Source organism: Bradyrhizobium sp. ISRA464 (genome assembly GCF_029910095.1).
GTDB lineage: Bacteria > Pseudomonadota > Alphaproteobacteria > Rhizobiales > Xanthobacteraceae > Bradyrhizobium.
The window spans coordinates 7,741,759-7,765,421 of sequence record NZ_CP094526.1; the positions used below are offsets into that span (position 1 = coordinate 7,741,759).

The window sequence follows — 23,663 nt, forward strand, 5'->3', positions numbered from 1 at the left end:
TCCACACAATTGGTGGGACATAGGTAATATCCCGTTAAGCCTCGAACGGATTCTGTACCAGAATAGTATCCTCACGCTCCGGGCTGGTGGACAACAGGGCGATCGGACACCCCACCAGTTCCTCGACCCGGCGGACATACTTGATGGCCTGGGCCGGCAGGTCCGCCCAGGACCGGGCATTGGCGGTCGGCTGCTTCCAGCCTTCGATGGTCTCGTAGATCGGCTCGACCCGGGCCTGCGCGCCCTCGCCGGCCGGCAGGTGGTCGACCTCCTTGCCGTCCAGCATGTAGCCGATGCAAACCTTGATGGTGTCGAACCCGTCGAGGATATCGAGCTTGGTCAGCGCCAACCCCGCGATGCCGCAGGTCCGGACGGTCTGCCGCACCAGCATGGCGTCGAACCAGCCGACCCGCCGCTTGCGCCCGGTGTTGACGCCGAACTCCCTGCCGCGGCGGCCGATCTCCTCGCCGATCTCGTCCTTCAGCTCGGTCGGGAACGGGCCTTGGCCAACGCGGGTAGTGTAGGCCTTGCAGATGCCCAGCACATAGCCGACGGAGCCGGGCCCGAGGCCGGTGCCGGTCGCGGCCTGCGCCGCCACCGTGTTCGACGAGGTCACATAGGGATAGGTGCCGTGGTCGACGTCGAGCAGCGCGCCCTGCGCGCCCTCGAACAGGATGCGCTTGCCCTCGCGGCGCTTGAGGTCGAGCAGCCGCCACACCGTCTCGGCGTAGGGCAGCAGCTTCGGCGCCATCGCCGACAGCTCGGCCAGGATGGTCTTGCCGTCGATCTCCTCCAGATTGAGGCCGCGGCGCAGCGCGTTGTGATGCGCCAGCAGGCGCTCGATCTTGTGCGGCAGGGTATCGAGGTCGGCGAGGTCCATCAGGCGGATGGCGCGGCGGCCGACCTTGTCCTCATAGGCCGGGCCGATGCCGCGCCGGGTGGTGCCGATCGAGGTGATGGCGTTGCTCGATTCGCGCAGCGCGTCGAGCTCGCGATGCAGCGGCAGGATCAGGGTGACGTTCTCGGCGATGCGCAGGTTGTCCGGGCCGACCGCGACGCCCTGCCCCTTCAGCTTGCTGACCTCGTCGAGGAAGGCCTGCGGATCGAACACCACGCCGTTGCCGATCACGGCGAGCTTGTTAGGGCGCAGCACGCCGGAGGGCAAGAGCGCCAGCTTGTAGGTCTCGCCATTGATCACGAGCGTATGGCCGGCATTGTGGCCGCCCTGGAAGCGCACGACGATGTCGGCCTGCTCCGACAACCAGTCGACGATCTTGCCCTTCCCCTCGTCGCCCCACTGGGCGCCGACGACGACAACATTGGCCATTTCGAAGATGTTCCCTTCAGGTGTTCCTCAGACCACGATCGCGGCGAAAACGCGTCCGCCCACAGCAATCATGCGTTCATGTGCCCAGCCTAAATCACGGCCTTAGCCGCGCGCACGCAAGGCGCCTAACCGGATAAAGGAAGCGGCCCGGCCGCGCAAGCAAGAAGGGGCCGTTTTAAGCCTTTTGGATAGGGTCCAACCCCTTGATATCCCCGAAATATTCCGGAACGCACAAGCCGGCGCGAGGCTGTCGCGAATTTAATGTTGGCGCTGGCCGGCGGCGAATCCTGCCGTTGGTTGAGCGTGGCTTGCCTTGCGGCAATCATCGACTTCCATTAACCGGCTCGATCCATGCCCAATTCGACACCAGCGACAATGGCCCTGAGGAAGCTTGGCATCGCCTTCAAGCTCCACAGCTATGTCTACGATTCCAATGCCGAGAGCATCGGCTTGCAGGCCGCGGAGGCGCTCGGCGTCGAACCGAACCGGATGCTGAAGACGCTGATGGCGGAGGTGGACGGCAAGCCGGTCTGCGCCGTGGTGCCGTCCGACTGCGAGGTCAGCATGAAGAAGCTCGCCGCCGCGATGGAGGGCAAGTCCGCGAAGATGATGCGCCCGGCCGACGCCGAGCGCCTGACCGGCTACCATGTCGGCGGCATCAGCCCGTTCGGGCAAAAGAAGCGCGTTCCGACCGCGATCGACGAATCAGCGCTCACCCATGTCACCGTATTCGTCAACGGCGGCCAGCGCGGCCTGCAGATCGAGATTGACCCCAACGACGCCGCGCTCGCCGCCGGCGCGAAAATGAAGGCGCTGGTGGCGACGCGGGGGTGAGGCGGGACCGCGGATCTTCAGGTCAGGGCTGCGTTCGCGCCCACAGCATTGCCTCGACGATCGCTTGCGACTGGACGAAGCGATCTCGACCATCGAGACATCGGAGACGATGGACGAACTTTGCCTGTCGCTGCACCGTGCGATCCAGGAGTACGGCTTCTCCGGCTTCGGATTCGTCGACGCGGGCCGGCCGGAACTCGACCGGCCTTATTGCACCGGCACGTTTCCACCGGCGTGGGAACGCACCTACGTCCAGAACGAGTTCGTCCGTTGCGATCCGGCCCTGGCGCGGGCGCGGCGCACCAACACGCCCTTCACCTGGAGCAGCCTGAAGCTACCGGAACGCAACGGGCGCAAGCGGCCGCCCGAGGTCAGAACGATGGATGCAGCGCATGAATTCGGTTTCACCGACGGCTTCGTCGTGCCGCTGCATTATCGCGACCGGCTCGGCGCGATTCACTCCAGCTCGACCGTGTTCTTCTGGGAAGACGAATCCCGGGCCTTCGACACGCTGCTGAGTAGCCATCGGCACGAACTGCATCTCTTGATGATCTACTGGGTGCAGCGGGCGATGGACATCGTCAACCGCGACCAGCGCCACGCGCCGACCATCCTCAAGCCTGCCGACGCCGCTGAAGCGATCAAGCTTACGGCACGCGAGCGGGAGGTGATGGCCCGGGCCGCGCGCGGCAAGACCGTGGCCGACACCGCGGAGATCCTCCGCATTTCACCGCAAACGGTGGAAGGCTTCATCAAGCAGGCCCTGCGCAAGCTCAACGCGTCCAACAAGACCCACGGGGTGGAAGAGCATTGCGCTGGGGGTCATCGACCTCTAGGCGCGGCGCCGCAGCCGGTCCTGTTTCGGAAATGCGCCACCGCGTCTCAAGGTGGCTTCGCGCATGGTCGCGATGCATCCGACGCCGTTGCTGGATCGGAAAAATCCGTGTCTGTGGCATGAGCCCAATCCGGCCCGGCGGTTGCGCGCCGGGCGTGCCGCGGCGTCATGAATCCGGTCCTTTGAATGCCTGCTTCCGAATCCGCCACAACGCCTGCGTCCGGCTCCTGGATCGCCAACCAGCCGTACCTGCTGCTCTGCATCACCGCGATGTGCTGGGCCGGCAACGCGATCGTCGGCCGGCTCGCGGCCGGACACATTCCGCCGGTGACGCTCTCCTTCCTGCGCTGGACCGCGGCGTTCCTGATCATCCTGCCGTTTGCCTGGAAGCACATGGTGCGCGACTGGGCGTCGATCCGCAGCAAGCTCGGCATCATGATCCTGCTGTCGATCACCGGCATCAGCGCCTTCAACACCCTGCAATACTGGGCGCTCGAGCACACCCAGGCGCTGAACACGCTATTGCTGCAATCCGCGGCGCCGCTGGTGGTCGCGGTGTGGTCGCTGATCCTGCTCGGCGCGCGGCTTGCGGTGGCGCAGGCGCTCGGCGTGCTGTTGTCGCTCTGCGGCGTGCTGGTGATCCTGCTACATGGCGATCTCACCACGCTGTCGAAGATCGAGTTCAACAAAGGCGACGTGATCTTCATCGTCGCGCTGATCATCTTCGCGCTCTACTCGGTGCTGACGCTGAAGCGGCCCAACATCCACGGCCTGTCGGTCGCCGGCTTCACCTTCGGCTGCGGCGCGCTGGTCCTGGTCCCGTTCTTCATCTGGGAACTCAATGCGCGCCCGGTGATGCAGCTCACATCAGGCAATTTGCTGTCGCTGTTCTATGTCGCGGTGTTCCCCTCGACGCTGGCCTATATCTGCTTCAACCGCGGCGTGCGGCTGATCGGCGCCAACCGCGCCGCGCCGTTCTTCCACATGGTTCCGGTGTTCGGCACGGTGATGTCGATCGTGTTCCTCGGGGAGCATCCGCAGGCCTTCCATTTCATCGGCTTCGCCCTGGTGCTGGCCGGCGTCTTCGCAGCGTCCCGGAAACAATCTGCCTGATTCTTTTCCCTCCCCCGTTCTTACGGGGAGAGGGTCAGGGTGAGGGGCTCGTGCCGCGACGATGGTGAATGACGGATTCGCGGAGGCTCCCCCTCACCCGGAGCGCATTCCGCGACGCTGCATGCGCTCGGGCCTCTCCCCGCAAGCGGGGCGAGGCAAGAGGGAGGTTGCGGTGACGAACCGCGGCAAATCCGCTATCCTGACGACCTGTTTCGCGAACGAATCCAGGACAGCATGGCGCGCGCCAGCAATGTGATGATCGGCACCCTGACGCTCGCTTTGATCGCCGGCTCGCTGGTCGGCTGGCTCGGCTATCAGCGCTATGCCGGCATCAAGCGGCAGGTGCCGTTCCGCGTGATCTTCGAAGGTTCGGCGTCAGGCCTGCGCCGCGGCGGCAGCGTGAACTTCGCCGGCGTGCGGATCGGCGAGGTGGTCTCGATCAGGCTCGACCACCACCGCGTGGTCGCGATGACGCGGATCGAGAACGACGCGCCGATCAAGAAGGACACCGAGGTCGGCCTCGAATTCCAGGGCCTGACCGGAATTGCCGCGATCTCCTTCACCGGCGGCACCAACGCCGCGCCCCCGCCGGACCGCGGCCCCGACGGCATTCCGGAGCTGACCGCCGATCCCGAGGGCACGATGGGTGTGCCGGAAAAGCTGCGCCGCGCGCTTGGTAACGTCGACCGCGCCATCATCGAGAACGAGGCCGCGGTCAAGGACACCCTGCAAGGCTTCGAGAACTTCACCAGCTCGCTGTCCGGCAATGGCGAGCTGGTCACGAGCTTCGTCGATGCCGCGGAGGCCGGCGTCAACGCGGTCGACGACAAGATGACCGCAACCGACAAGTTCATCAAAAGCCTCGGCAGCGAGAAATATGGCGGCGAGCTGCTGCCGACCGTGATCTCGCTGCGCGAGCTGATCCAGAGCTTCGACAAGAAGTCCGGCGTCTTCATGGCCGACACCCGCAAGACGCTCGGCGACGTCAGCCAGTCCGTCAACAAGTTCAACGAGAGATTTGTCGGGCGCGGCAGCAGGCGCTAGGCTAAGCCGTCAACAACCAAGAACAACGGAAACGCTCAACGTGCACGACCGGACCACCGCGCCCTCCCCGCCTCCCGTCACCGTGACCCGCGCCACGAGCGCCGTGCCAAGGCGTCTGCGGCGCTATCTCACGCTCGACGATTTCGAGCCCCAGGCGCGCCGCCTGTTGCCGAAATTCCTCTACGGCTACATCTCCGGCGGCGCCGAGACCGACGCGGCACGCACCGACAATCGCAAGGCATTCGACGAATACGGCTTCGTGCCGCGGGTGCTGAAGGACGTCTCCGGCCGCGACCAGACCACGACGCTGTTCGGCAAGACCTACGCCTCGCCGTTCGGCATTCCGCCGATGGGCTCGTCGGCGCTGTGTGCCTATCGCGGCGACATCGTGCTGACGCGCGCGGCCGCCGCGGCCAATGTGCCGATGATCCTTTCCGCCTCCTCGCTGATCACGCTCGAGGATGTCCGCGCCGCTAATCCGCAGGCCTGGTACCAGGCCTATCTCGCCGGCGTCGACGCGCGCATCGAGCCGCTGGTCGACCGCGTCGCGGCCGCGGGCTACGACACCTTCGTCGTCACCGCCGACGTGCCGGTGCCGCCGAACCGCGAGAACAACATCCGCAACGGCTTCCAGGTGCCGCTCGCGATCACGCCGCGGGTTTTCTGGGACACCATCACGCATCCGGACTGGCTGCTGAATACGTGGGCGCGCTCGGTGTTCAACCACGGCATGCCGCATTTCGAGAACATGGACGCCAAGCAGGGCCCGCCGGTGCTGTCCAAGAACCTGATGCGCAACATCGGTAACCGCGACCAGCTCGCCTGGAAGCATGTCGAGCTGATCCGCAAGCGCTGGCGCGGCAAGCTCGTGGTCAAGGGGCTGATCTCGCCGGAGGACGCGCGGCTGGCGCGCGAGCACGGCTGCGACGGCGTGATCGTCTCCAACCATGGCGGCCGCCAGCTCGACTACACGATCTCCGCATTGCGCACGCTGCCCGAGATCGCGGCGCAGAAGGGCAACATGACCGTGATGATGGACGGCGGCATCCGCCGCGGCACCGACGTGATCAAGGCGCTGGCGCTCGGCGCCGACTTCGTGTGGGTCGGCCGTCCCTTCCTCTATGCCGCCGTGGTCGCGGGCGAAGCCGGCGTGGCGCGCGCGATCTCGCTGCTGAACGCCGAGATCGACCGCGACCTGGCGCTGCTCGGCATCCGCAGCCTGAAGGAGATCACGCCCGACCTGGTACGGAAGTTCTAGGGCGCGAAGACCTCACGCATAGCGCGCTGCGCCCATGCAGAGCGCGGTGATCGCGAGCAATCCGGCCGCGATGCGCTGTGCGACCGCGAGCCGCGAGCGCGCGCCGGCTGCGTCGCCCGCGCTGCTGCGGAGCTGCCTGACGGCGCCACCGCCGACAATGGCCTGCACCGCGACCGCAGCCAGCGCCGCGATCGCGCCCACCGCCAGGATCTGCTCGGTCAGTGTGAACGATCCCTCGTGAACCAGATGCCACAGTGTGGCGCCGGTCACGATCGCCACCGTCGCGGCGCCGATCTGCGGGACCAATAGCCTCTCGGCCCCCAACCCGCCGGTGCGCGCCAGGGTGAAGCTCGAGCCGGCCCAAAACACCGATGACAGGATGTGAAGGGACAGCGCTATGATCAGGACGGTCTGCATGATGTCGCTCCAACAATTAAGGCTCTGGAAATTAGATATACATTATGTATAGTCAATTCGACAAAAGCAAGGCAAGCGGATGCCGCCGCGCAGCTATGTGAGTTCGGTGCGCAACGCCGCCGCCGCCGAGACGCGCGACCGCGTGATCGAGGCGGCGGCGCGGACGCTGCGCGAGGAGAGCATCGCCCGGTTCTCGCTGGACACGGTGGCAAAGGTGGCCGGCGTGACGCGGCTGACCGTCTACAACCAGTTCGGCTCGCGGCGCGGGCTGTTGGAAGCCGTATTCGACGAGATTGCGCGGGCCGGCGGACTGCATCAGCTCGCCGACGCCATGGCGATGGCCGACCCGCGCGCTGCGCTCGACCGCCTGGTTGAGATCTTCTGCGCGTTCTGGAGCCGGGATTCGGCGGTCGGCCGGCTGCACGACGCGATGGTGACCGATCCCGAATTCGCCGAGGCCGTGCGCGACCGCAACGAGCGCCGCCGCAAGATCTTCACGACATTGATCGACCGCATCGCCGAGACGGGCACGTCACCGCAGGCCCGCAAGGATGCGGTCGACCTGATCTTTGCGCTGACGAGCTATCCGACCTTCGCCTCGCTCAGCGCGGGCCGCTCGAGGGGTGACGCCTGCCGGCTGGTGCAGGCGGCTTGCCACGCAGCGGTCGCGCCGCTGATCGATCCGCTGGCCTAAGCGTCCATATGCCTGCCCTCATGGTGAGGAGCGCGGCACGCGCGTCTCGAACCATGCAGGCCCCGCTGTGGCCTCATCCTTCGAGACGCGGCTGGCGCCGCTCCTCAGGATGAGGGAGACGAACGTCTCACCCGACCTTGAACTTGCTGTACGCCTCGCGCGTCGCGATGATCACGTGCTCTTCGCAGCCATTGCGGCGATGCGGGTCGCACTGCGTCTCGTAGTCGGCCGAGGTCATCATGTCGATGAAGGCCGCAGCGCTCGGATAATAGACCAGCGCGAGGTAATCCCATTGCTGGCCGACCGGCTCGCCCAGCGCCACCGTCTTGGCGTTGCCGGTCCACAAGAGCGTGCCGCCGCGCGCCTTGATCATGGGAACGGTGAGCGCGCTGTAGCGCAAATAGGCGTCCCACCCCGACCCGTCGCCGTCCAGCGAACGCTCGCGAAACCGCATCAGATTGACCATCACGACCGGCGCCTGGTCATCCAGCTCTCGCAGGCCCTTTACGTTCAAGAGATCGACACCCATCATCAGCTCCCGGCTAGAGCGTTTTCGAGCGAAGTGGACACCGGTTCGCGTGAAGAAAACGCGTCAAGGCAAAAATTTAGAGCTTCGGTTCTGAGCCCATCAGAACCGAACTGCTCTAAGGCCGGACCGGGCCGCGATCCAGCCGCAAAGATTATGTCACATGGCGGCGCTACGCTAAAATGAGGTTGCGGGCCCTTTGCTTGCAGGCGGTGCGAACGCGAGGTCAAGTCGATGATGACCCTTCCCGAACTTGCGGCCGACGCCCTCGGCAAGTTCCTCGGCGAGTACATGCAGCGCCGGTTCGGCACTTCGCAAACTCAGCTGGTCGAGATGGTGCCCTCGATCGCGCGGATCGCGATCGAATGCATCGGCAACAGCGACGCGCTCTATCACAATGTCGAGCACACCATGCTGGTGACGCTGGCCGGCCACGACATCCTGCGCGGGCGCGCGCTGCATTCGCACATGACCGCCGAAGACTATGCCCATGTCGTCATCGCCTGCCTCACGCATGACATCGGCTATGTGCGCGGGCTGTTCGAGGCCGACGACGCGGATGGCTATCTCGTCGCTGCCGATGGACGCAAGGTCACGCTGCCACGCGGCTCGTCCGACGCCGCCCTGATGCCCTATCACGTCGACCGCTCCAAGATGTTCGTGACGGAGCGGATCAAGGGCATCGCCCAGCTCGACAGGGGCCGGATCGCGCATGCCATCGAGGGCACGCGCTTTCCGTTGAGCGCCCCGGACGAGGCATTCGACGAGGAGGCCGCATTGCTGCGCGCCGCCGACCTGATCGGGCAGCTCGGCGATCCCAATTACATCCGCAAGGCCAACGCGCTGTACCTGGAGTTCGAGGAGGCCGGGCTGAACCGAGAGCTCGGCTACGATTCGCCGGCCGACCTTGTCAATCTCTATCCCCAGTTCTACTGGGATAGCGTCGCGCCGCATATCCAGAAGGCGATCCGCTACCTCAACATCACCTCCGCCGGGCGGCAATGGATTGCCAATCTCTACGGCAACGTCTTCCGCGCCGAGCGCGATATCTCGCTGTCGGGGCCTCAGAAATAGGCGGGGCGTTCTAGATTACGCGCAAGAACTATCTCCGTCACTCTGAGGAGCGCGGAACGCGCGTCTCGAAGGGTCGACGGCCACCGGCCGGGCCGTGCATCCTTCGAGGCTCGCCCAGCGGCGCAACTGCGCCGCAAGGCTCGCACCTCAGGACGACGGAGTTCAGTTCTGTTACTCGGCGTTGTGCCCTGCCGGTTGACGACATCTCGGGCGGTGTGGCTGCCGCAACAGATTGAGGCGATGCACGCATGGCACCAATCCGCTCTTTCGTCTTGCCGCAGCGGTAGATTCGGGCACAACATCAACGAATAATGGCCGACCTCCGCGCTTTGCCCGCCGCTCCCCCCATTCGCCGCTCGCCGCTGCGCTGGCTCAACGACCAGCCCTATCTGCTGCTCAGCCTGACGTCGCTGTTCTGGGCCGCCAACATCGTGCTGGCGCGCCATGTCGGCAGCCATGTGCCGCCGATCACGTTGACCACGATCCGCTGGACCGGCGTCTTCCTGATCCTGCTGCCGTTCGCCTGGCCGCATCTCAAGCAGGACTGGCCGAAGCTGCGCGGCGCGCTGCCGCTGATGCTGCTGTTGTCGGCAACCGGCTTCGCGTTCAACAACGCGATCTCCTACTGGGCCATGCAGTATACCGAGGCGCTCAATGCGCTCCTGATCCAGTCGGCCGGGCCGCTATTCGTGGCGCTGTGGTCGCTGATCCTGTTCGGCATCCGGCTGACGCCCGCGCAACTCGCCGGCATCGCGATCTCGCTGGCCGGCGTGCTCACCATCATCCTGCGCGGCGATTTCTCCGCGCTCACCGGCATCAGCTTTAACAGGGGCGACATCATGTTCGGCTCCTCGCTGGTGTCCTTCGGGCTCTATTCGGCGCTGATCCCGCGGCGGCCGAAGATTCATCAGCTCTCGCTGATCTCGTTCACCACCTGCTGCGGCGCGCTGCTGCTGCTGCCGTTCGCCACCTGGGAGTTCGCGAGCGGCGCGCGGCTGCAGTTCGACCTTCTGACCATGGCGACGCTGGGCTTCGTGCTGATCTTCCCGTCCACCCTCGCCTATCTGTTCTTCAACCGCGGCATCGCGCTGATCGGCCCGAACCGCGCCGCGCCGTTCTTCCATCTGGTGCCGGTGTTCGGCTCGGCGATGGCGATCCTGCTGCTCGGCGAGACGCTCGCGCTGTTTCACCTGATCGGCTACGCGCTGGTGCTCGCCGGCGTCGTGATCGCCTCGCGGCAGGGATCGGCGAAGCGCTAGCGGCGCATGGCCGTTGCCGCTGTGCTGGCCGCGACCGTCACATGCCCCCTCGGCCGTTTGCCGGAGATGGCGCGGGCCGACGCTGCGGCCGACCTTGCGCCGAGGCTATCCGTGATGAAATCGATGAACGTCCGCACCTTCGCCGGCACGTGGCTTCGCGACGGATAATACCAATCCTCAAATTGATCGACCGATGTAGGCCCAATCGCGGAGCGCGATTGACATGATCTTCCACGGCTGATCGATGAGAGTGTTCCAGGCGTAACAGCAGTGATCGACGATGTTGTCATAGGATTTGAAGACGCGGTTTGACAGCCAATTTTGGCGCATGAACTGCCAGATATTCTCCTGGCTGTTCAGCTCGGGCGAACGCGGCGGCAACGGCATCAGCGAGATGTTGTGCGGGATCTTCAGCTCCTTCGCTCCGTGCCACCCGGCCTGATCGAGGATGACGATGGCGTGGGCGCCAGGGCTGACCTTGCTTGCGATTTCGTTGAGATGAAGCTGCATGGCCTCGCTGTTGCAGAAGGGCAGAACCAGTGCCGCGCCGGTTCCGAGCTCCGGGCACACGGCACCGAACAGGTAGGTCGATTGCGTGCGCTGGTCGTGTGCGGCCCGCGGCCGCGATCCCTTTCTAGCCCAGCGATAGGTGAGCTTGTTCTTCTGCCCCACCCGCATCTCATCCTGAAACCACACCTCTACCGGCGTGTCCGGCGCAAGGCTGCGGCGGATTTCCTCCACGCGAGCGTGGAATTTTTTTTAAATGCCTCGATCGCCTCGGGATCCTGCCTGTACGCTCTCGGCCGCGCGCTGACGTGTGAGAAACCGAGGTCCTTGAGGGCTCGATAGACCGTATCGTCTGACACCGAGATGCCGAACTCCTCATGCAGCCGCATGATCAGGTCACAGGCCCGCCAGCGCACCACGCCATGGATGGGCGAGGTCGGCCCTTCGTCCACGATCCGCGCCAGAAACGCCCGGTGCTCCGTGTTGAGCTTCGCCGGCGCACCTGGCGCGGGAACATTGATCAGACCATCAGGCCCTTGCTCGTTGAATCTGATCACCCAGTCGCGAAGCGTCTGCCGGTCCATCCCGCCGACCTTGGCGGCCTCCGCCCGCGATGCGCCATCGAGCACCGCAGCGATCGCCAGAAGGCGCCGGACCTGATCGCTGTCCTTCGCCCGCCGCGCCAGCCGGCGCAGCTCAACCGCTGCAAAATCCGTTCGAACCGCAATCGGCTGGCCCATGGCAACTCCCTCCAGTTGCCATGTTGAATCATCGATCCTCTGATTTGGGAATGCCCGCCGTGAGTCAGCACCTCAGCGGATTGGTATAATAGACATAGAGCGGGAAGCGCTCGTCGGGCCAATCCGGAAACAGGTCGACCAGCGCTCCACTCTTCACATGATCGTAGAGGCCGAGATCGATGACCTGCGCGATGCCGAAACCGGCCAGGCACGCGCCGAGCTTGGTGCCAGAATCGGTCACGGTGAGCCGTCCGTTGACAGCGACCGGCAACACCTCGCTGCCGCGCCAGAACTCCCAGTCGAACGGACGCCCGGTCGCCGGGTCGATCGCCAGGATGCATTGGTGTGCATCGCTCGCCAGATCGCGCGGGTGATGCGGCCGTCCATGACGTTCGATGTAGGCCGGCGAGGCAACGGTGAGGATGCGGGCATCGAGCAGCCGGCGAGCAATCAGCGCCGAGGGCGCCGGCTCGCCGAAGCGCACCGCCAGATCGAAACCGTCGCTCACCAGGTCCGCGATCCGGTCGCGGGTCTCGATCCGCAGCTCCAGCTCCGGATTCTGCAGCAGGAATTCGCTCAGCTTCGGCGACAGGACCATGCGGGAGAATAGCGCATCGACGTTGACGCGCAGCCTGCCGCGGACCGCGTCCCGCGATTTCGAGGTTTCGGCAGCGGCTTCGCCGATCGCGGCCAGGTGTCGGACCACCCGCTCGTGCAGCGCGCGTCCCTCCTCGGTCAGCTCGACGGCGCGGCTCGTTCGATGAACCAGCCTGGTGTCGAGGCGGGCCTCGAGCTTTGCGATCGCCTTGCTGACGCCGGACTGCGTCATACCCAGCCGTTCGGCGGCCCTGCCGAAGCTGCGCGCATCCGCGACCGCCGCAAGAACCACCAGGCCACCAACCAGCCGACTATCAACCTCGTCCATGTCGATGCCTTTCGGTCATCCAAGAGATGACAGCCCAGTCGTAGCATCCTGCTGCCATATCGGCCACTGTTACCGGGGATCACCGGTTCGATCCCTTCAGCATCATCCGCAATGGAGACTTTGCATGAGTGATCTGCAGGCCATCACGACCGCGATCGATGGATATTTCGATCTCATGTATGACGCCAACGACGATCAGTTCCCCAATGTCTTCTCCGATGCCTGCCTCGTGCACGGCATGCGGGACGGCAAGCTCGCCGCATGGTCGGCCGCCGAATTCCGCGACATCATGCGCAACCGGCCGTCGCCGGCAACCATGAAGTCCCCGCGCGATCAGGCGATCCTGGGTATCGAGCAAGCCGTCCCTGATCAGGCCATCGCCAGGGTACGGGTTAGGATCGGCCAGACCGAATTCATCGACCATCTCGTCTTCCACCGGCTCGACGGCAAATGGCTGGTCACGACCAAGGCATTTCACATTGCGCAGGTCTTCCCGGCGGGATCGTAGAGGCGCCGCCTGCGATAAGCTGCCGCCGGCTCGTGCCGTGGGAGAAGCTGATCGCCGACGCCCGGAGCGAGGAGCAGTAGGGGACGCATCGATCTCGCCTTCTCCGTCATTGCGAGGAGCTCGCGACAAAATTGCAAAGTAATTTTGCGCTCAAGCGACGAAGCAATCCATATCTCAGTGTGTGCGGAAGTATGGATTGCTTCGCTCCGCTCGCGATGACGGGGAGAAAGCGCGCCACATGCGCGGAAGCGTAGGGTGGGTTAGCCGAAGGCGTAACCCGCCACTCAACCGTGAAAAATGGTGGGTTGCGGTTCGCTAACCGACGCTACGCATGTCGGCCTTAAGCCGCGCGCACCTTCTGCAGGAATTCGTCGACCGCATCCCGCAGCATGCCGGACTGGGTGTCGAGCTCGCGGGCGTTCGACAGCACGTCGCCCGCCGCGGTGCCGGTCGCCGACGCCGCGGTGGTAACGCCGCCGATATGCGCCGAGATCTCGCTCGAGCCGGCCGCGACCTGCTGGATGTTGCGCGCGATCTCGCGGGTCGCGTCGCCCTGCTGGTCGATCGCAGTCGAGATCGAGGCGGTGATCTCGCTCATCTGTGCGATGGTTGTGGTGATGCCGCCGATCGAGGTCACCGCCTCGCCGGTGGAGGCCTGCATCGCCGCGACCTGAGCCGAGATTTCCTCGGTGGCCTTCGCGGTCTGGTTGGCGAGCGCCTTCACCTCGGAGGCGACCACCGCAAAACCACGACCGGATTCGCCGGCGCGCGCCGCCTCGATGGTGGCGTTGAGCGCGAGCAGATTGGTCTGGGCCGCGATCGAGTGAATCAGCTTGACTACCTCGCCGATCTTCTCGGCGCCGGTGGACAGCGCCTGCACGGTCGCGTTGGTGCGTTCGGCATCGGCCACCGCCCGGCTGGCGACCTCGCTGGAGCGCGCCACCTGGCGGGCGATCTCGGCAACCGAGCTGGAGAGCTCTTCGGCCGCGGCGGCAACGGTGCCGACATTGTTGGAGGCGCTCTCGGACGCCGCACCGACGGTCGCTGCGCGCGCACTGGCGTCGCTCGCGGTCGCGGTCATCGACTGCGCGGTGGTCTGCATGCCGGCGGCGGCTGTTGCCACCGAGCGGACGATGCCGTTCACGCTGCGCTCGAAGTCGTTGGCGATGTTTTCCATGGCGGAGCGGCGATCGGCGGCGGCGCGGGCCTGGCTCGCGGCCTCGGCCTGTTCGAGATCGCGGATCTTGACCGCATTGTCCTTGAAGATCTGGACGGTCGCCGCCATCGCGCCGACCTCGTCGCCGCGGCCGACACCGGGGATGTCGCCGTCGAGCTTGCCGTCGGCGATGTCGCGCATGCGGGCGCCGAGCTGGTCGAGCGGCCGGGAGATGCTGCGGCCGATCAGCCAGGCGATCGAGCCCGAGAGAACACCGATACCGAGGATCGCAAGGCCGAGCAGCCACGCGATCGGCTTCATCTTCGCGTCGAGATCGTCGAGATAGACGCCGGTGCCGACGAACATGTTCCAGCCGGGAATGGCGACCGCGTAGGACAGCTTGCGGATCGGCTGCTCCTGGCCCGGCTTCCTAAATTCATAGCGCAAGGTGACATCGCCCTCGGCGGCCACGCCGTCACGCAACTCACGCGCCAGCTTGCGGCCATTGGTTTCGACGTCGAGGCGGTTCTGGCCGATCTGCTTCGAATCCGGGGCAAGAATCGTGACGCCATCCATCGTATAGGCGAACACATAACCGGAGCCATTATCATAGTTGAGCGTGTTGCCGCGACGGCCGAACTCGGCAATCGCCGCATCCTTGGTCATCTGGCCCGCATCCACCTGCTTCTGCAGCCCGATCGCCATGTTGCGCGCCATTTCGGCGATCGCCTTGCTCTGCTCGAAACGTGCGCTCACCATCTCACGCTGCATGAGGTAGCCGGCGAGGATGCCGGCCGCGCACAGGCCAAGGAGCGTCACCCCCACCAGAATGCCGAGCTTGGGGGTGATCTTCAGATTTGACAGCTTCAAAGGGGGCTCCGGGAGGTGGGAACGCGGCGCGATTGGCGGATTGATTCCGCGCACCGTAATGTGAGAGCCTTTACTGTTGGTTACGGTGGTTCCCCGTAGTAGCCGGGAGAATCGGACCGCGGACCAACCGGCAATTGTGGAGGAAGCCACTCAAGTCGCGTAGAAGTAGATAGGCGGCGGTGCAAGGCCGTGGCCCAAGCAAAAGCCAAGCAAGAATCAACGAGCAACAAGCAAGAACAGAAGACTCACATCGGGAGCACGCAATGTCGAAATTCAGAGTGGTCACGCCGAAGGGCGCGAGCTTCACGGTTGCCGGCGGCGGCTACGACTATGAAAGGGAGGCGCTCGACTCGATCGGCGCCGAGATCATCGAGGCTCCGGCCAACGAGGCCGAGTTCATCGCCGCGGCAAAGACCGCCGACGCGATCTACGCCAAGGGCATGCCGATCACCAAGACGATCATCGACGCGCTTGAGAACTGCAAGGTGATCACGCTCGGCAGCGTCGGCGTCGACTCCGTCGACGTGAAGGCGGCGACCGCCCGCGGCATTCCCGTCACCAACATCCCCGACACCTTCATCGAGGAGGTGGCCGACCACGCCATGATGCTGCTGCTCGCCGGATTCCGCCGCCTGATCGAGCAGGACAAGATGGTGCGCACCGGCCGCTGGGCCGAGGGCCGCCCGGCGCTGCTGAAGATTCCTCGCCTGATGGGGCAGACGCTCGGCTTCATTTCCTTCGGCCGGGTCGCGCGCGCGGTGGCCAAACGCGCCGCCCCGTTCGGCTTGCGGATGATGGCCTACGACCCGTTCATCCAGGAAACGCTGATGTATGACCACGGCGTGATACCGGCGACGCTGTCGGAGGTATTGTCACAATCGGATTTCGTCTCGATGCACGCCCCGGCGCGGCCCGAGGTGCACCACATGCTGACCGAGAAGCATTTCCGCCAGATGAAAAAATCGGCAATCTTCATCAACACCGGGCGCGGCGCCACCGTCGACGAGGAGTCGCTGATCAAGGCGTTGCAGGAGGGCTGGATCGCTCATGCCGCGCTCGACGTGCTGGAAAAGGAGCCGCCGTCACCCAACAACCCGATGCTCGGGATGGACAATGTTACCTTGACCGCCCATGTCGCCTCGGCCTCGGCACGTTTTGACGAGGCGCGCAAGCGCCGGGTGGGCTACGAATTGTCACTAGTGCTGCAAGGCATGTGGCCGGTAAGCTGCGTCAATCCGTCGGTGCTGCAGAACACCGCGCTGCGCCGCTGGCAGCCTGTCAGCATGGATCGCGGTCCGAACAGCTAGGCGGCGTCGAAGCGCCGTCGCGCGACCAGCCATCCCGCATTCGAATGTGGGATGGTGCGGCCTCGCGCGAGGACGCACCGGGACGAACAAGAACCTTCACTGGCGGCCAACGCCGGGAAGGAAAACAAAAGAACAAGGAGAGAAACGACATGAAGACCGAGATTACGCGCCGCGACGCCTTGGCGCTGGGGGTTTCCGCGGCGGCACTGGTCGCGACCGGCGCGTCGGCGCAAGATGCGTCGAAAGTAAAGGCTGCTGACGCGGCGGCGCCGTCGCTGCCGATCGAGAAGGGCGCGTCCTTGCGGATGCTGCGGCCGGTGCGCTTCGTCCAAGCCGACGAAGACGTGTTCCGTGCCAACGCCAAGAAGTTCACCGACAAGACCGGCGTCGAGGTCAAGGTCGACTTCGTCGGCTGGGAGGACATCAACCAGCAGACCGCCGTGACATCGAATTCCGGCGCCGGCCCCGACATGATCATCGGCTTCGGCGACGCGCCGCACATCTATATCGACAAGCTGGTCGAGCTGACCGACGTCGCCGACTATCTCGACAAGCGTTATGGCGGCTGGCTGGCGCTGGCGCGGCGCTACGGCATGCGTTCCAAGTCCAAGAGCTGGATCGGGCTGCCGTTTGGCGCCTCGGGCGGTCCCCTCGTCTACCGCAAGTCGCTGGTCAATGCCGCCGGCTTCGACAAGGTGCCGGAGGACCATGCCGGCTTCCTCGAGCTCTGCAAGAAGCTGAAGGCGGCAGGCAAGCCCGCGGGCTTCGCGCTCGGCAACGCGGTCGGCGACGGCAACGGCTTCGCCAACTGGCTGTTGTGGTCGCACAACGCCGCGCTGCTGAATGAGGAAGGCAACATCATCATCAACAGCAAGGAGACCGTGGCCGCGCTGAAATATCTGAAGGAGCTCTATCCGACCTTCATTGCCGGCACGCCGTCGTGGAACGACGTTTCCAACAACCGCGCCTACTCATCGCAAGAGATCGGCCTGACCGCAAACGGCGTCTCGCTGTATTTCTCGCTGAAGAACGATCCCGCGACCAAGGCGATCGCCGACGACACCCAGCATCAGTTCCTGATCAAGGGGCTGGCCCCGACCTCGCCGATGTCGGGCCTGACCCTGAATGCGATGGTGTTCAAGCACAGCAAGTATCCCAACGCGGCGAAGGCATTCCTGCAGTTTATGCTCGAGCACGAACAGTACGAGCCGTGGCTCAACGCCAACTCCGGCTACTGGTCGCAGCCGCTGGCGGCCTACGCCGACGCCGCGGTGTGGTCGAGCGACCCCAAGGTCGCGATCTTCAAGGACACGATGAAGAGCCCCTATTACAACGGTTACAAGGGGCCGATTTCGACCGCCACCGGCGCCGTCAACGCCGACTACGTGCTGGTGCAGATGTGCGCATCGGTCGCAACCGACGCGGCGACGCCGGAGGCCGCGGCGGCGGAAGCCGAGCGGCGCGCCAAGCGGTATTTCCGCCGCTGAGCTGACGCACATCTGGATCAACCGTCATTGCGGGCAAAGCGAAGCAATCCATAGCGCCGTAAAGGAGGAATGGATTGCTTCGTCGCTTCGCTCCTCGCAATGACGACAGCGGACGAGCATTCAATGTCTGTAACGACTCTGCCATCGCGAGGAATGGCGCTGCGCCAGCCGAACTGGCTCATGCGTCTGTTCGATTACAAGCCGTTCCTGGTCGTGGTGTGCCTCACGCCCGCGATCGGCCTGCTCGCGGTGTTCCTGACCTACCCGCTGGGCCTCGGCATCTGGCTCGCCTTCACCGACACCACGATCGGCCGCAGCGGCGTCTATGTGGGGCTGGAGAACTTCCAGTACCTGCTCAGCGATCCCCTGTGGTGGAGCGCGGTGTTCTACAGCATCTTCTACACCGCGGTCGCGACCTTCGGAAAGTTCGCGCTCGGCTTCTGGCTGGCGCTGCTGCTCAACAACCATTTCCCGTTCAAGAGCCTGATCCGCGCCATTGTGCTGCTGCCGTGGATCGTGCCGACCGTGCTGTCGGCGCTGGCCTTCTGGTGGATCTACGATCCGCAGTTCTCGATCATCTCCTATCTGCTGGTCGACGTGCTGCATTGGCGCACCACGAATGTCGACTTTCTCGGCTCGCCCTGGCCGGCGCGCTTCTCGCTAATCGTGGCCAATATCTGGCGCGGCATCCCGTTCGTCGCGATCTCGCTGCTGGCGGGATTGCAGACCATCTCGCCTTCGCTTTACGAAGCCGCGATGCTCGACGGCGCCACCGCCTGGCAGCGCTTCCGCTACATCACCTTCCCGATGATGATGCCGATCCTGGCGATCGTGATGACGTTCTCGATCATCTTCACCTTCACCGATTTCCAGCTCGTCTACGCCATCACCCGCGGCGGCCCGGTCAATTCGACCCACCTGCTCGCGACGCTGGCGTTCCAGCGCGGCATCGCCGGCGGCGAGCTCGGCGAGGGCGCGGCGATCGCGGTCTCGATGATCCCGTTCCTCGTGTTCGCGACGCTGTTCAGCTACTTCGGCCTCGCACGCCGCAAATGGCAGCAGGGAGAAGCCAATGACTGACGTAGCAGCCCAATCGAGCAACGTCGGCAGCGCCACGCCCGATACGATGGCGTGGGATTCCCGCGCGCGCCGCGTGGTGATGATCTACCTGCCGCTCGCCTGTTTCATCGTGATCCTGCTGTTCCCGTTCTACTGGATGGCGATCACCTCGTTCAAACCGAACGCGGAGCTCTTGAACTACAAGGAGCACAACCCGTTCTGGATCACTTCGCCGACGCTCGCGCATATCAAGCACCTGCTGTTCGAGACCGACTATCCGCGCTGGCTAAAGACGACGATGCTGGTCGCGATCGGTTCGACCTTCCTGTCGCTGTTCGCCTCGACCCTGGCGGCCTATGCGATCGAGCGGCTGCGTTTCCGCGGCAGCCCCTATGTCGGCCTCGGCATCTACCTCGCCTATCTGGTGCCGCCGTCGATCCTGTTCATTCCGCTCGCCACCGTGATCGTGCAGTTCGGCCTGTTCGATTCACCGATGGCGCTGATCCTGGTCTATCCGACCTTCCTGGTTCCGTTCTGCACCTGGCTCCTGATCGGCTATTTCAAGTCGATCCCTTACGAGCTCGAGGAGTGCGCGCTGGTCGACGGCGCGACGCGGCTGCAGATCTTGCGCCGGATCACGCTGCCGCTCGCGGTGCCCGGCCTGATCTCGGCCGGTATCTTCTCCTTCACGCTGTCCTGGAACGAGTTCATCTATGCGCTCGCCTTCATCCAGAGCGGCGCCAACAAGACGGTGCCGGTCGCGATCGTCACCGAGCTCATCACCGGCGACGTCTACCAGTGGGGCGCGCTGATGGCAGGCTCGCTGCTCGGCTCGCTGCCGGTGGCGCTGTTCTACTCGCTGTTCGTCGACTACTACGTGTCGTCTCTGACCGGCGCGGTGAAGGAATAGGCCTCTCCGGACGCGCTGCATCGACTCGCCCCACTCCATCCCCGTCATGCCCGCGCAACGGCTTTGCCGTTGTCGCTGGAGGAGCGCGGAACGCGCGTCTCGAAGCATGCGCGGCCCGGGACTGCCGGCCATGTAGGCCTTGAGGTCGGCAAGCTCGGTCGAGAGCATCGACGCCTCCGTCACGCTGCGGCGCCCTTGTTGCGCTCGGTAATCAGCACCTCGAACCCCTCGAACTTGGGATGGCCGAGATAGAGGCTGCCGCCGGTCTCGTTGCCGGCGCGGGAATGGGCGCGGCGGAACGCCTCCGACCTGGTCCAGGCCTCGAACGCCGCCTTGTCGGCCCACACCGTATGGGTCGCGTAGAGTGTGTGGTCCTCGGCCTCAGGGCCCTTCACCAGATGAAACTCGATGAAGCCCGGCAGATCGCCGAGATAGGATTCCCGCGTATTCCAGACCGTTTCGAACGCTTCCTCCGAGCCCTTCTTCACCTGAAACCGGTTCATTGCGATGAACATGAAAGAGTCTCCTGTTTGGGGCCGATGCCTTGTTGCGATCCTGCCCGTTGATCTCGTTGATAACATGGACGAGCCAAGGCCGCGCTGGGGGCACCAGCGCGGCCGAGTTCCTGAGGAGCGCGCAGCGCGTCTCGAAGGATGCACGGCCCCGATGTGGCCGCGCGGAAACAGCGGGGCCGTCGCCCTTCGAGACGGCCGCTGAGTTTATCGTCGGGCCGCGCTTCGCGCGGACCCGTTGGCGGCCTCCTCAGGGTGCGTGGCGGGTGACCGCCGCTTACGGCTTCTTCGTCCGATAATCCCCGAACGTCGTGTCGCGCTGGTCGAGCTGGGCTTTCACGCTGCCGCCGTCGCGGCGGAATGAGGACATGTACGCCTTGCTCGCTTCCGTCGTGAAGGCCAGCGCCTGGATCTCGGTGCCGGCGCGCATCGCGGCGCGGGCGCCCATGATCTCCATCGCGCGGTGCACTGAGCGCTTGTTGAGCTGCTGCAGCTCGATCGGCACCTTCGCGGCACGCTCGGCGAAATCGAGTGTCTTCGCCTCCAGCTCGGCAAGCGGAAACGAGCGCGTCGCAAAGCCCCATTCGGCCGCCTCGCGACCGGACATCGCGTCGCCGGTCAGCATCAACTCCATGGCGCGGCGCATGCCGACCAGCCAGGGTTGATACTGCATGTCGGGCGGGCTCATCAGCCGCACCGGCGGATAGCCGATCTGGGCATCGTCGGCGACGTAGACGACATCGCAGGCGGTGGCGAGCTCGGTGCCGCCGGCGAGGCAATAGCCGTGCACCTGCGCGATCACGGGTTTTGCGAGGTCCCAGATCGAGAACCAGCCCTCGACCACGTGGCGCGACCATTGGCCGGGACCGGATGCCGAATGATAGGGCTGGTCGACACGATTGTCGGCCGACAGGTCGTAGCCTGCGGAGAAGCAGGGCCCTGCGCCGCGCACGATCGAGATGGAAATATCCGGATCGTGGTCGGCCTGTTCCAGCACCTCGAAGATCTCGCTGCGCAGTTGGTTGTTCAGTGCGTTGCGCTTCTCCGGGCGGTTCAGCGTGATGCGCCGGACGCGCGGGCGCGGATCGTCGACGATGATGTGCTGGTAGCTCATGGTTCCTCCCGATCTCCGGCTTTATTGCCTTTGGCAATTTCATGCCCGAGATCGGGAAGGATGTCATCGGCGTCTGGCGCAGGTCACCCCTGGCGTTTTCAAGCGAAGTGGAGTCCGGCTCGCGTGAAGAAAACGCGGCAAAGTAACTGGGCTGGAGCCCGACAAGGGCTCTAGCCCGCCGGCACCATCACGACGCCCTTGTGCTTCGGCCAGCGCAGCCGCCAGGCGAAGTTGACGTCTCTGATCTCACCGGGCTTGGCCTCGAACGCCCATTCCAGCACGCCGCGCTTGTCGCGCAGATTGGTGGTGGTCGCGGGCGTGCTCGAAGGCAACATCTCGACCACGATCTCGTCGGTCTCGCTGACCGGCAATTGATCGACGACCGCGACCTTGATCGGGAAATCGTGGCTGTTGCGCACCGTGGTCTTGAACGCGCGCTCGTCGGTCTTCGACGTCGTCACGATCAGCCCGGCGGAGCCCTCGTTGCGTTTCACCACCGTGCGCTCGATCTTGACCTTGTCGTCGGCGCCGAAGCCGAGCCGTACCGTCTCGTCCTTCGCCGTCGCCGCCATCCGGCCGTGGCCGACGAAGATGCCGTCGCGGTAGATCGACACCCGCCCCGGCAGCAGCGGCGCGTCGTCCCCCTGCACGAAGCTCGCCTCCAGGAAGGCCGTGGGATCGATCACCGGGGCGGCGCGGATCGCGAGGTCCGGCGCGATCGTCGCTGTCGAGATGCGCAGGCTTTTCGCCCCCTCATTGGCGGCGACGCTGACGCGCCCGGGAATCCTGAAGGTGGCCTGGAAGGCGCCGACCTCGGCGGTCGCCTCTCGCTCCTCGGCGTGCTTGCGAAGCGAAGCCTCGCCCTGCTCGGCCTCCGGTGCCGGCGCGAGCGCCGAACGCTGCATGCTATCTAATGCCTTGGCTGCCGCCATCGGCCGCGGCGGCTGCGGATATTGCACGATCAGCGAATTGAGGTCGGGCGCATTGCCGCCGCGCGCGACGCGGACGGTGGAGACGCCGAGCGCGACGTTCGACCAGTCCTCGCCGGTCGATTGCGTGATCTCGGCGCGGCGCACCAGCTCCATGGCCGGCTTGCGATCCTTCGCGCCGGTGTCGAGGCGGGCGTCATAGAGCGGGGTCCAGCGGGCGTTGGGCACCGAATAGGTCACGCGCAGCGTCGCCTTGGTCGCGGCCGTGGAGGCAACGTCGATCCGCACCTCGCGCTTGCTCGGCGGCTTGGCGGCGCGGTCGGCCTCGAGCCGCGCGATCTCGCGGTCGATATCGCGCTGCTTGCGCCTGGCGTCACGGATCGCGCTGTCCGCGGTTGCGACCTCGTCCGCGACGGCGGCGAATGCGGCGCGCCATTCGCTCACCGGTCGTGCCTCGCCCTTCTCGCCGAGACCTGCCGGCGAGGCCTCGGCAAAGCGGGTAGCGAACTTGCGCCGCGCCTCGGCTGCCGCAATGCTTCCCTGCAGATCGGCGCGTTCGTCCTTCAACGCTTCGATGCGCTTGTCGATCTCCGGCAGGTTTGCCGGCTCGACCTTACGCGGCTCTCGCGTGTCGACCGCGCCGATCGAAAGCTTTGCGCCCGCCTCACCTTCCACCCGCAGCGAGGACGGATCGAGCAACAACGGGAAATCCTTCGCGACCAGGGTATTGTCACCCGCAGGCAGGTCCAGCGTGATGACGCGGGTGACGCTCGCACCGTCGGGATAGACGGTGACGGCGTCGACATTCGACGTCGCGTCGAGATCGGCCGCGTGCAGCGGCCCGGCGACCAGGGCAGTGACCAGCACCAGGCTGGTGGTCACGAGGCAGTTCGCAATCAATCGCATGATATCCCTCCGAGAAACATCGCGTCGCGCGCAAGACAAGAAGGTGCGCTCAAATCAAGAGAGCACCGTTGCTCGTGGTGAGACGCGGCGAAGAAGGGACTGGTTCGATTGAGGTTTCGGTGCGGCACGATAGCGGCGCCGTGACGGCTGCCACGTGGCGCGGCGGTATCGGCACGATAGGCCGTACCCCTCCACCGTCGCTCCACGTGTGCGGAGGGATGGATTGCTTCGCGGAGCCTGTCATCGGGCGCGCATTCGCGCGACCCGTTGGCTCGCAATGACGATGAGGAGAGAGTCCAGCACAAAAAAGCACGGCGCCCTGGGGCGCCGTGCTGCCGGTCTTCCTGGCAAT

Annotated in this window: 23 protein-coding genes; 14 read left to right on the top strand and 9 right to left on the bottom strand. The window is 65.1% G+C overall.

All coding sequences use genetic code 11. The features are described 5' to 3' along the window. Nucleotides 1-34 precede the first annotated feature (34 nt). Nucleotides 35-1,327, bottom strand: a complete 1,293-nt coding sequence (locus MTX19_RS35810) for an adenylosuccinate synthase (RefSeq protein WP_280981405.1) — start codon at nucleotides 1,325-1,327, stop codon at nucleotides 35-37. A 351-nt stretch (nucleotides 1,328-1,678) separates the two neighbouring features. On the opposite strand from MTX19_RS35810, the gene ybaK reads away from it, so the two are divergent. From ybaK to MTX19_RS35835, 5 genes are all read left to right on the top strand, one after another. After that, entirely contained in the window at nucleotides 1,679-2,161 is a 483-nt protein-coding gene (gene ybaK / locus MTX19_RS35815) for a Cys-tRNA(Pro) deacylase (protein ID WP_280981406.1), read from the top strand. Between the two features lie 109 nt (nucleotides 2,162-2,270). Continuing rightward, nucleotides 2,271-3,119 (top strand): LuxR family transcriptional regulator, encoded by an 849-nt coding sequence (locus MTX19_RS35820; protein WP_280981407.1) that lies wholly within the window; start codon nucleotides 2,271-2,273, stop codon nucleotides 3,117-3,119. A gap of 63 nt (nucleotides 3,120-3,182) precedes the next feature. Continuing rightward, on the top strand, nucleotides 3,183-4,109 hold the full coding sequence (locus MTX19_RS35825) for a DMT family transporter (protein ID WP_280981408.1): 927 nt from the start codon (nucleotides 3,183-3,185) through the stop codon (nucleotides 4,107-4,109). Between the two features lie 234 nt (nucleotides 4,110-4,343). Further along, nucleotides 4,344-5,153, top strand: a complete 810-nt coding sequence (locus MTX19_RS35830; RefSeq protein WP_280981409.1) for an MlaD family protein — start codon at nucleotides 4,344-4,346, stop codon at nucleotides 5,151-5,153. Between the two features lie 40 nt (nucleotides 5,154-5,193). Then, nucleotides 5,194-6,411 carry an alpha-hydroxy acid oxidase gene (locus MTX19_RS35835; protein ID WP_280981410.1) on the top strand — a complete coding sequence of 406 codons (1,218 nt, stop codon included), beginning with the start codon at nucleotides 5,194-5,196 and terminating at the stop codon, nucleotides 6,409-6,411. A gap of 12 nt (nucleotides 6,412-6,423) precedes the next feature. Here the strand turns inward: MTX19_RS35835 and MTX19_RS35840 are convergent, their stop codons facing one another. After that, entirely contained in the window at nucleotides 6,424-6,828 is a 405-nt protein-coding gene (locus MTX19_RS35840; protein WP_280975561.1) for a hypothetical protein, read from the bottom strand. Between the two features lie 79 nt (nucleotides 6,829-6,907). On the opposite strand from MTX19_RS35840, the gene MTX19_RS35845 reads away from it, so the two are divergent. Beyond that, nucleotides 6,908-7,522, top strand: coding sequence for a TetR/AcrR family transcriptional regulator (locus tag MTX19_RS35845; RefSeq protein WP_280981412.1), 615 nt, complete (start codon nucleotides 6,908-6,910; stop codon nucleotides 7,520-7,522). Nucleotides 7,523-7,649: 127 nt separating this feature from the next. On the opposite strand, the gene MTX19_RS35850 is transcribed toward MTX19_RS35845, so the two are convergent. Next, the gene (locus tag MTX19_RS35850; RefSeq protein WP_280981413.1) at nucleotides 7,650-8,051 is read right to left on the bottom strand and encodes a DUF1330 domain-containing protein; all 402 of its coding nucleotides are present in this window, start codon (nucleotides 8,049-8,051) and stop codon (nucleotides 7,650-7,652) included. A 231-nt stretch (nucleotides 8,052-8,282) separates the two neighbouring features. On the opposite strand from MTX19_RS35850, the gene MTX19_RS35855 reads away from it, so the two are divergent. The 3 genes from MTX19_RS35855 (at nucleotide 8,283) to MTX19_RS35865 (ending at nucleotide 10,549) form a co-directional block, all read left to right on the top strand. Continuing rightward, a complete protein-coding gene (locus MTX19_RS35855; RefSeq protein ID WP_280981414.1) occupies nucleotides 8,283-9,122 on the top strand; it encodes a metal-dependent phosphohydrolase in 840 nt (279 codons plus the stop codon). Nucleotides 9,123-9,433: 311 nt separating this feature from the next. Further along, entirely contained in the window at nucleotides 9,434-10,381 is a 948-nt protein-coding gene (locus tag MTX19_RS35860) for a DMT family transporter (RefSeq protein ID WP_280981415.1), read from the top strand. 6 nt (nucleotides 10,382-10,387) lie between these two features. Continuing rightward, on the top strand, nucleotides 10,388-10,549 hold the full coding sequence (locus MTX19_RS35865) for a hypothetical protein (RefSeq protein ID WP_280981416.1): 162 nt from the start codon (nucleotides 10,388-10,390) through the stop codon (nucleotides 10,547-10,549). Nucleotides 10,550-10,558: 9 nt separating this feature from the next. Here the strand turns inward: MTX19_RS35865 and MTX19_RS35870 are convergent. Together MTX19_RS35870 and MTX19_RS35875 are read right to left on the bottom strand one after the other, a co-directional pair. After that, nucleotides 10,559-11,628 (bottom strand): IS630 family transposase gene (locus MTX19_RS35870; protein ID WP_280985719.1). Its coding sequence is split into 2 segments (ribosomal slippage): nucleotides 10,559-11,091 and nucleotides 11,091-11,628, totalling 1,071 coding nucleotides; the frame shifts between segments, so codons are not numbered across the junction. A gap of 64 nt (nucleotides 11,629-11,692) precedes the next feature. Then, nucleotides 11,693-12,553, bottom strand: coding sequence for a LysR family transcriptional regulator (locus tag MTX19_RS35875; protein WP_280981418.1), 861 nt, complete (start codon nucleotides 12,551-12,553; stop codon nucleotides 11,693-11,695). A gap of 124 nt (nucleotides 12,554-12,677) precedes the next feature. Between MTX19_RS35875 and MTX19_RS35880 the strand changes: the two genes are divergently transcribed. Continuing rightward, entirely contained in the window at nucleotides 12,678-13,061 is a 384-nt protein-coding gene (locus tag MTX19_RS35880; protein ID WP_280981419.1) for a nuclear transport factor 2 family protein, read from the top strand. A 340-nt stretch (nucleotides 13,062-13,401) separates the two neighbouring features. On the opposite strand, the gene MTX19_RS35885 is transcribed toward MTX19_RS35880, so the two are convergent. Continuing rightward, nucleotides 13,402-15,087: a methyl-accepting chemotaxis protein gene (locus MTX19_RS35885; protein ID WP_280981420.1), complete on the bottom strand. Its 1,686-nt coding sequence runs from the start codon at nucleotides 15,085-15,087 to the stop codon at nucleotides 13,402-13,404. 263 nt (nucleotides 15,088-15,350) lie between these two features. Between MTX19_RS35885 and MTX19_RS35890 the strand changes: the two genes are divergently transcribed. From MTX19_RS35890 to MTX19_RS35905, 4 genes are all read left to right on the top strand, one after another. Next, nucleotides 15,351-16,394 (top strand): C-terminal binding protein, encoded by a 1,044-nt coding sequence (locus MTX19_RS35890; RefSeq protein WP_280981421.1) that lies wholly within the window; start codon nucleotides 15,351-15,353, stop codon nucleotides 16,392-16,394. Nucleotides 16,395-16,543: 149 nt separating this feature from the next. After that, nucleotides 16,544-17,881, top strand: coding sequence for an extracellular solute-binding protein (locus MTX19_RS35895; protein ID WP_280981422.1), 1,338 nt, complete (start codon nucleotides 16,544-16,546; stop codon nucleotides 17,879-17,881). A gap of 123 nt (nucleotides 17,882-18,004) precedes the next feature. Continuing rightward, nucleotides 18,005-18,961, top strand: a complete 957-nt coding sequence (locus tag MTX19_RS35900; protein ID WP_280981423.1) for a sugar ABC transporter permease — start codon at nucleotides 18,005-18,007, stop codon at nucleotides 18,959-18,961. After that, nucleotides 18,954-19,850, top strand: a complete 897-nt coding sequence (locus MTX19_RS35905) for a carbohydrate ABC transporter permease (protein ID WP_280981424.1) — start codon at nucleotides 18,954-18,956, stop codon at nucleotides 19,848-19,850. The genes MTX19_RS35900 and MTX19_RS35905 overlap by 8 nt, the downstream gene beginning before the upstream one ends. A 179-nt stretch (nucleotides 19,851-20,029) precedes the next feature. Here the strand turns inward: MTX19_RS35905 and MTX19_RS35910 are convergent, their stop codons facing one another. The 3 genes from MTX19_RS35910 to MTX19_RS35920 form a co-directional block, all read right to left on the bottom strand. Further along, nucleotides 20,030-20,365 carry an antibiotic biosynthesis monooxygenase gene (locus tag MTX19_RS35910; protein ID WP_280981425.1) on the bottom strand — a complete coding sequence of 112 codons (336 nt, stop codon included), beginning with the start codon at nucleotides 20,363-20,365 and terminating at the stop codon, nucleotides 20,030-20,032. A 274-nt stretch (nucleotides 20,366-20,639) separates the two neighbouring features. Beyond that, entirely contained in the window at nucleotides 20,640-21,476 is an 837-nt protein-coding gene (locus tag MTX19_RS35915; RefSeq protein WP_280981426.1) for an enoyl-CoA hydratase-related protein, read from the bottom strand. 170 nt (nucleotides 21,477-21,646) lie between these two features. Continuing rightward, entirely contained in the window at nucleotides 21,647-23,311 is a 1,665-nt protein-coding gene (locus MTX19_RS35920) for a mucoidy inhibitor MuiA family protein (protein ID WP_280985720.1), read from the bottom strand. Between the last annotated feature and the right edge of the window lie 352 nt (nucleotides 23,312-23,663).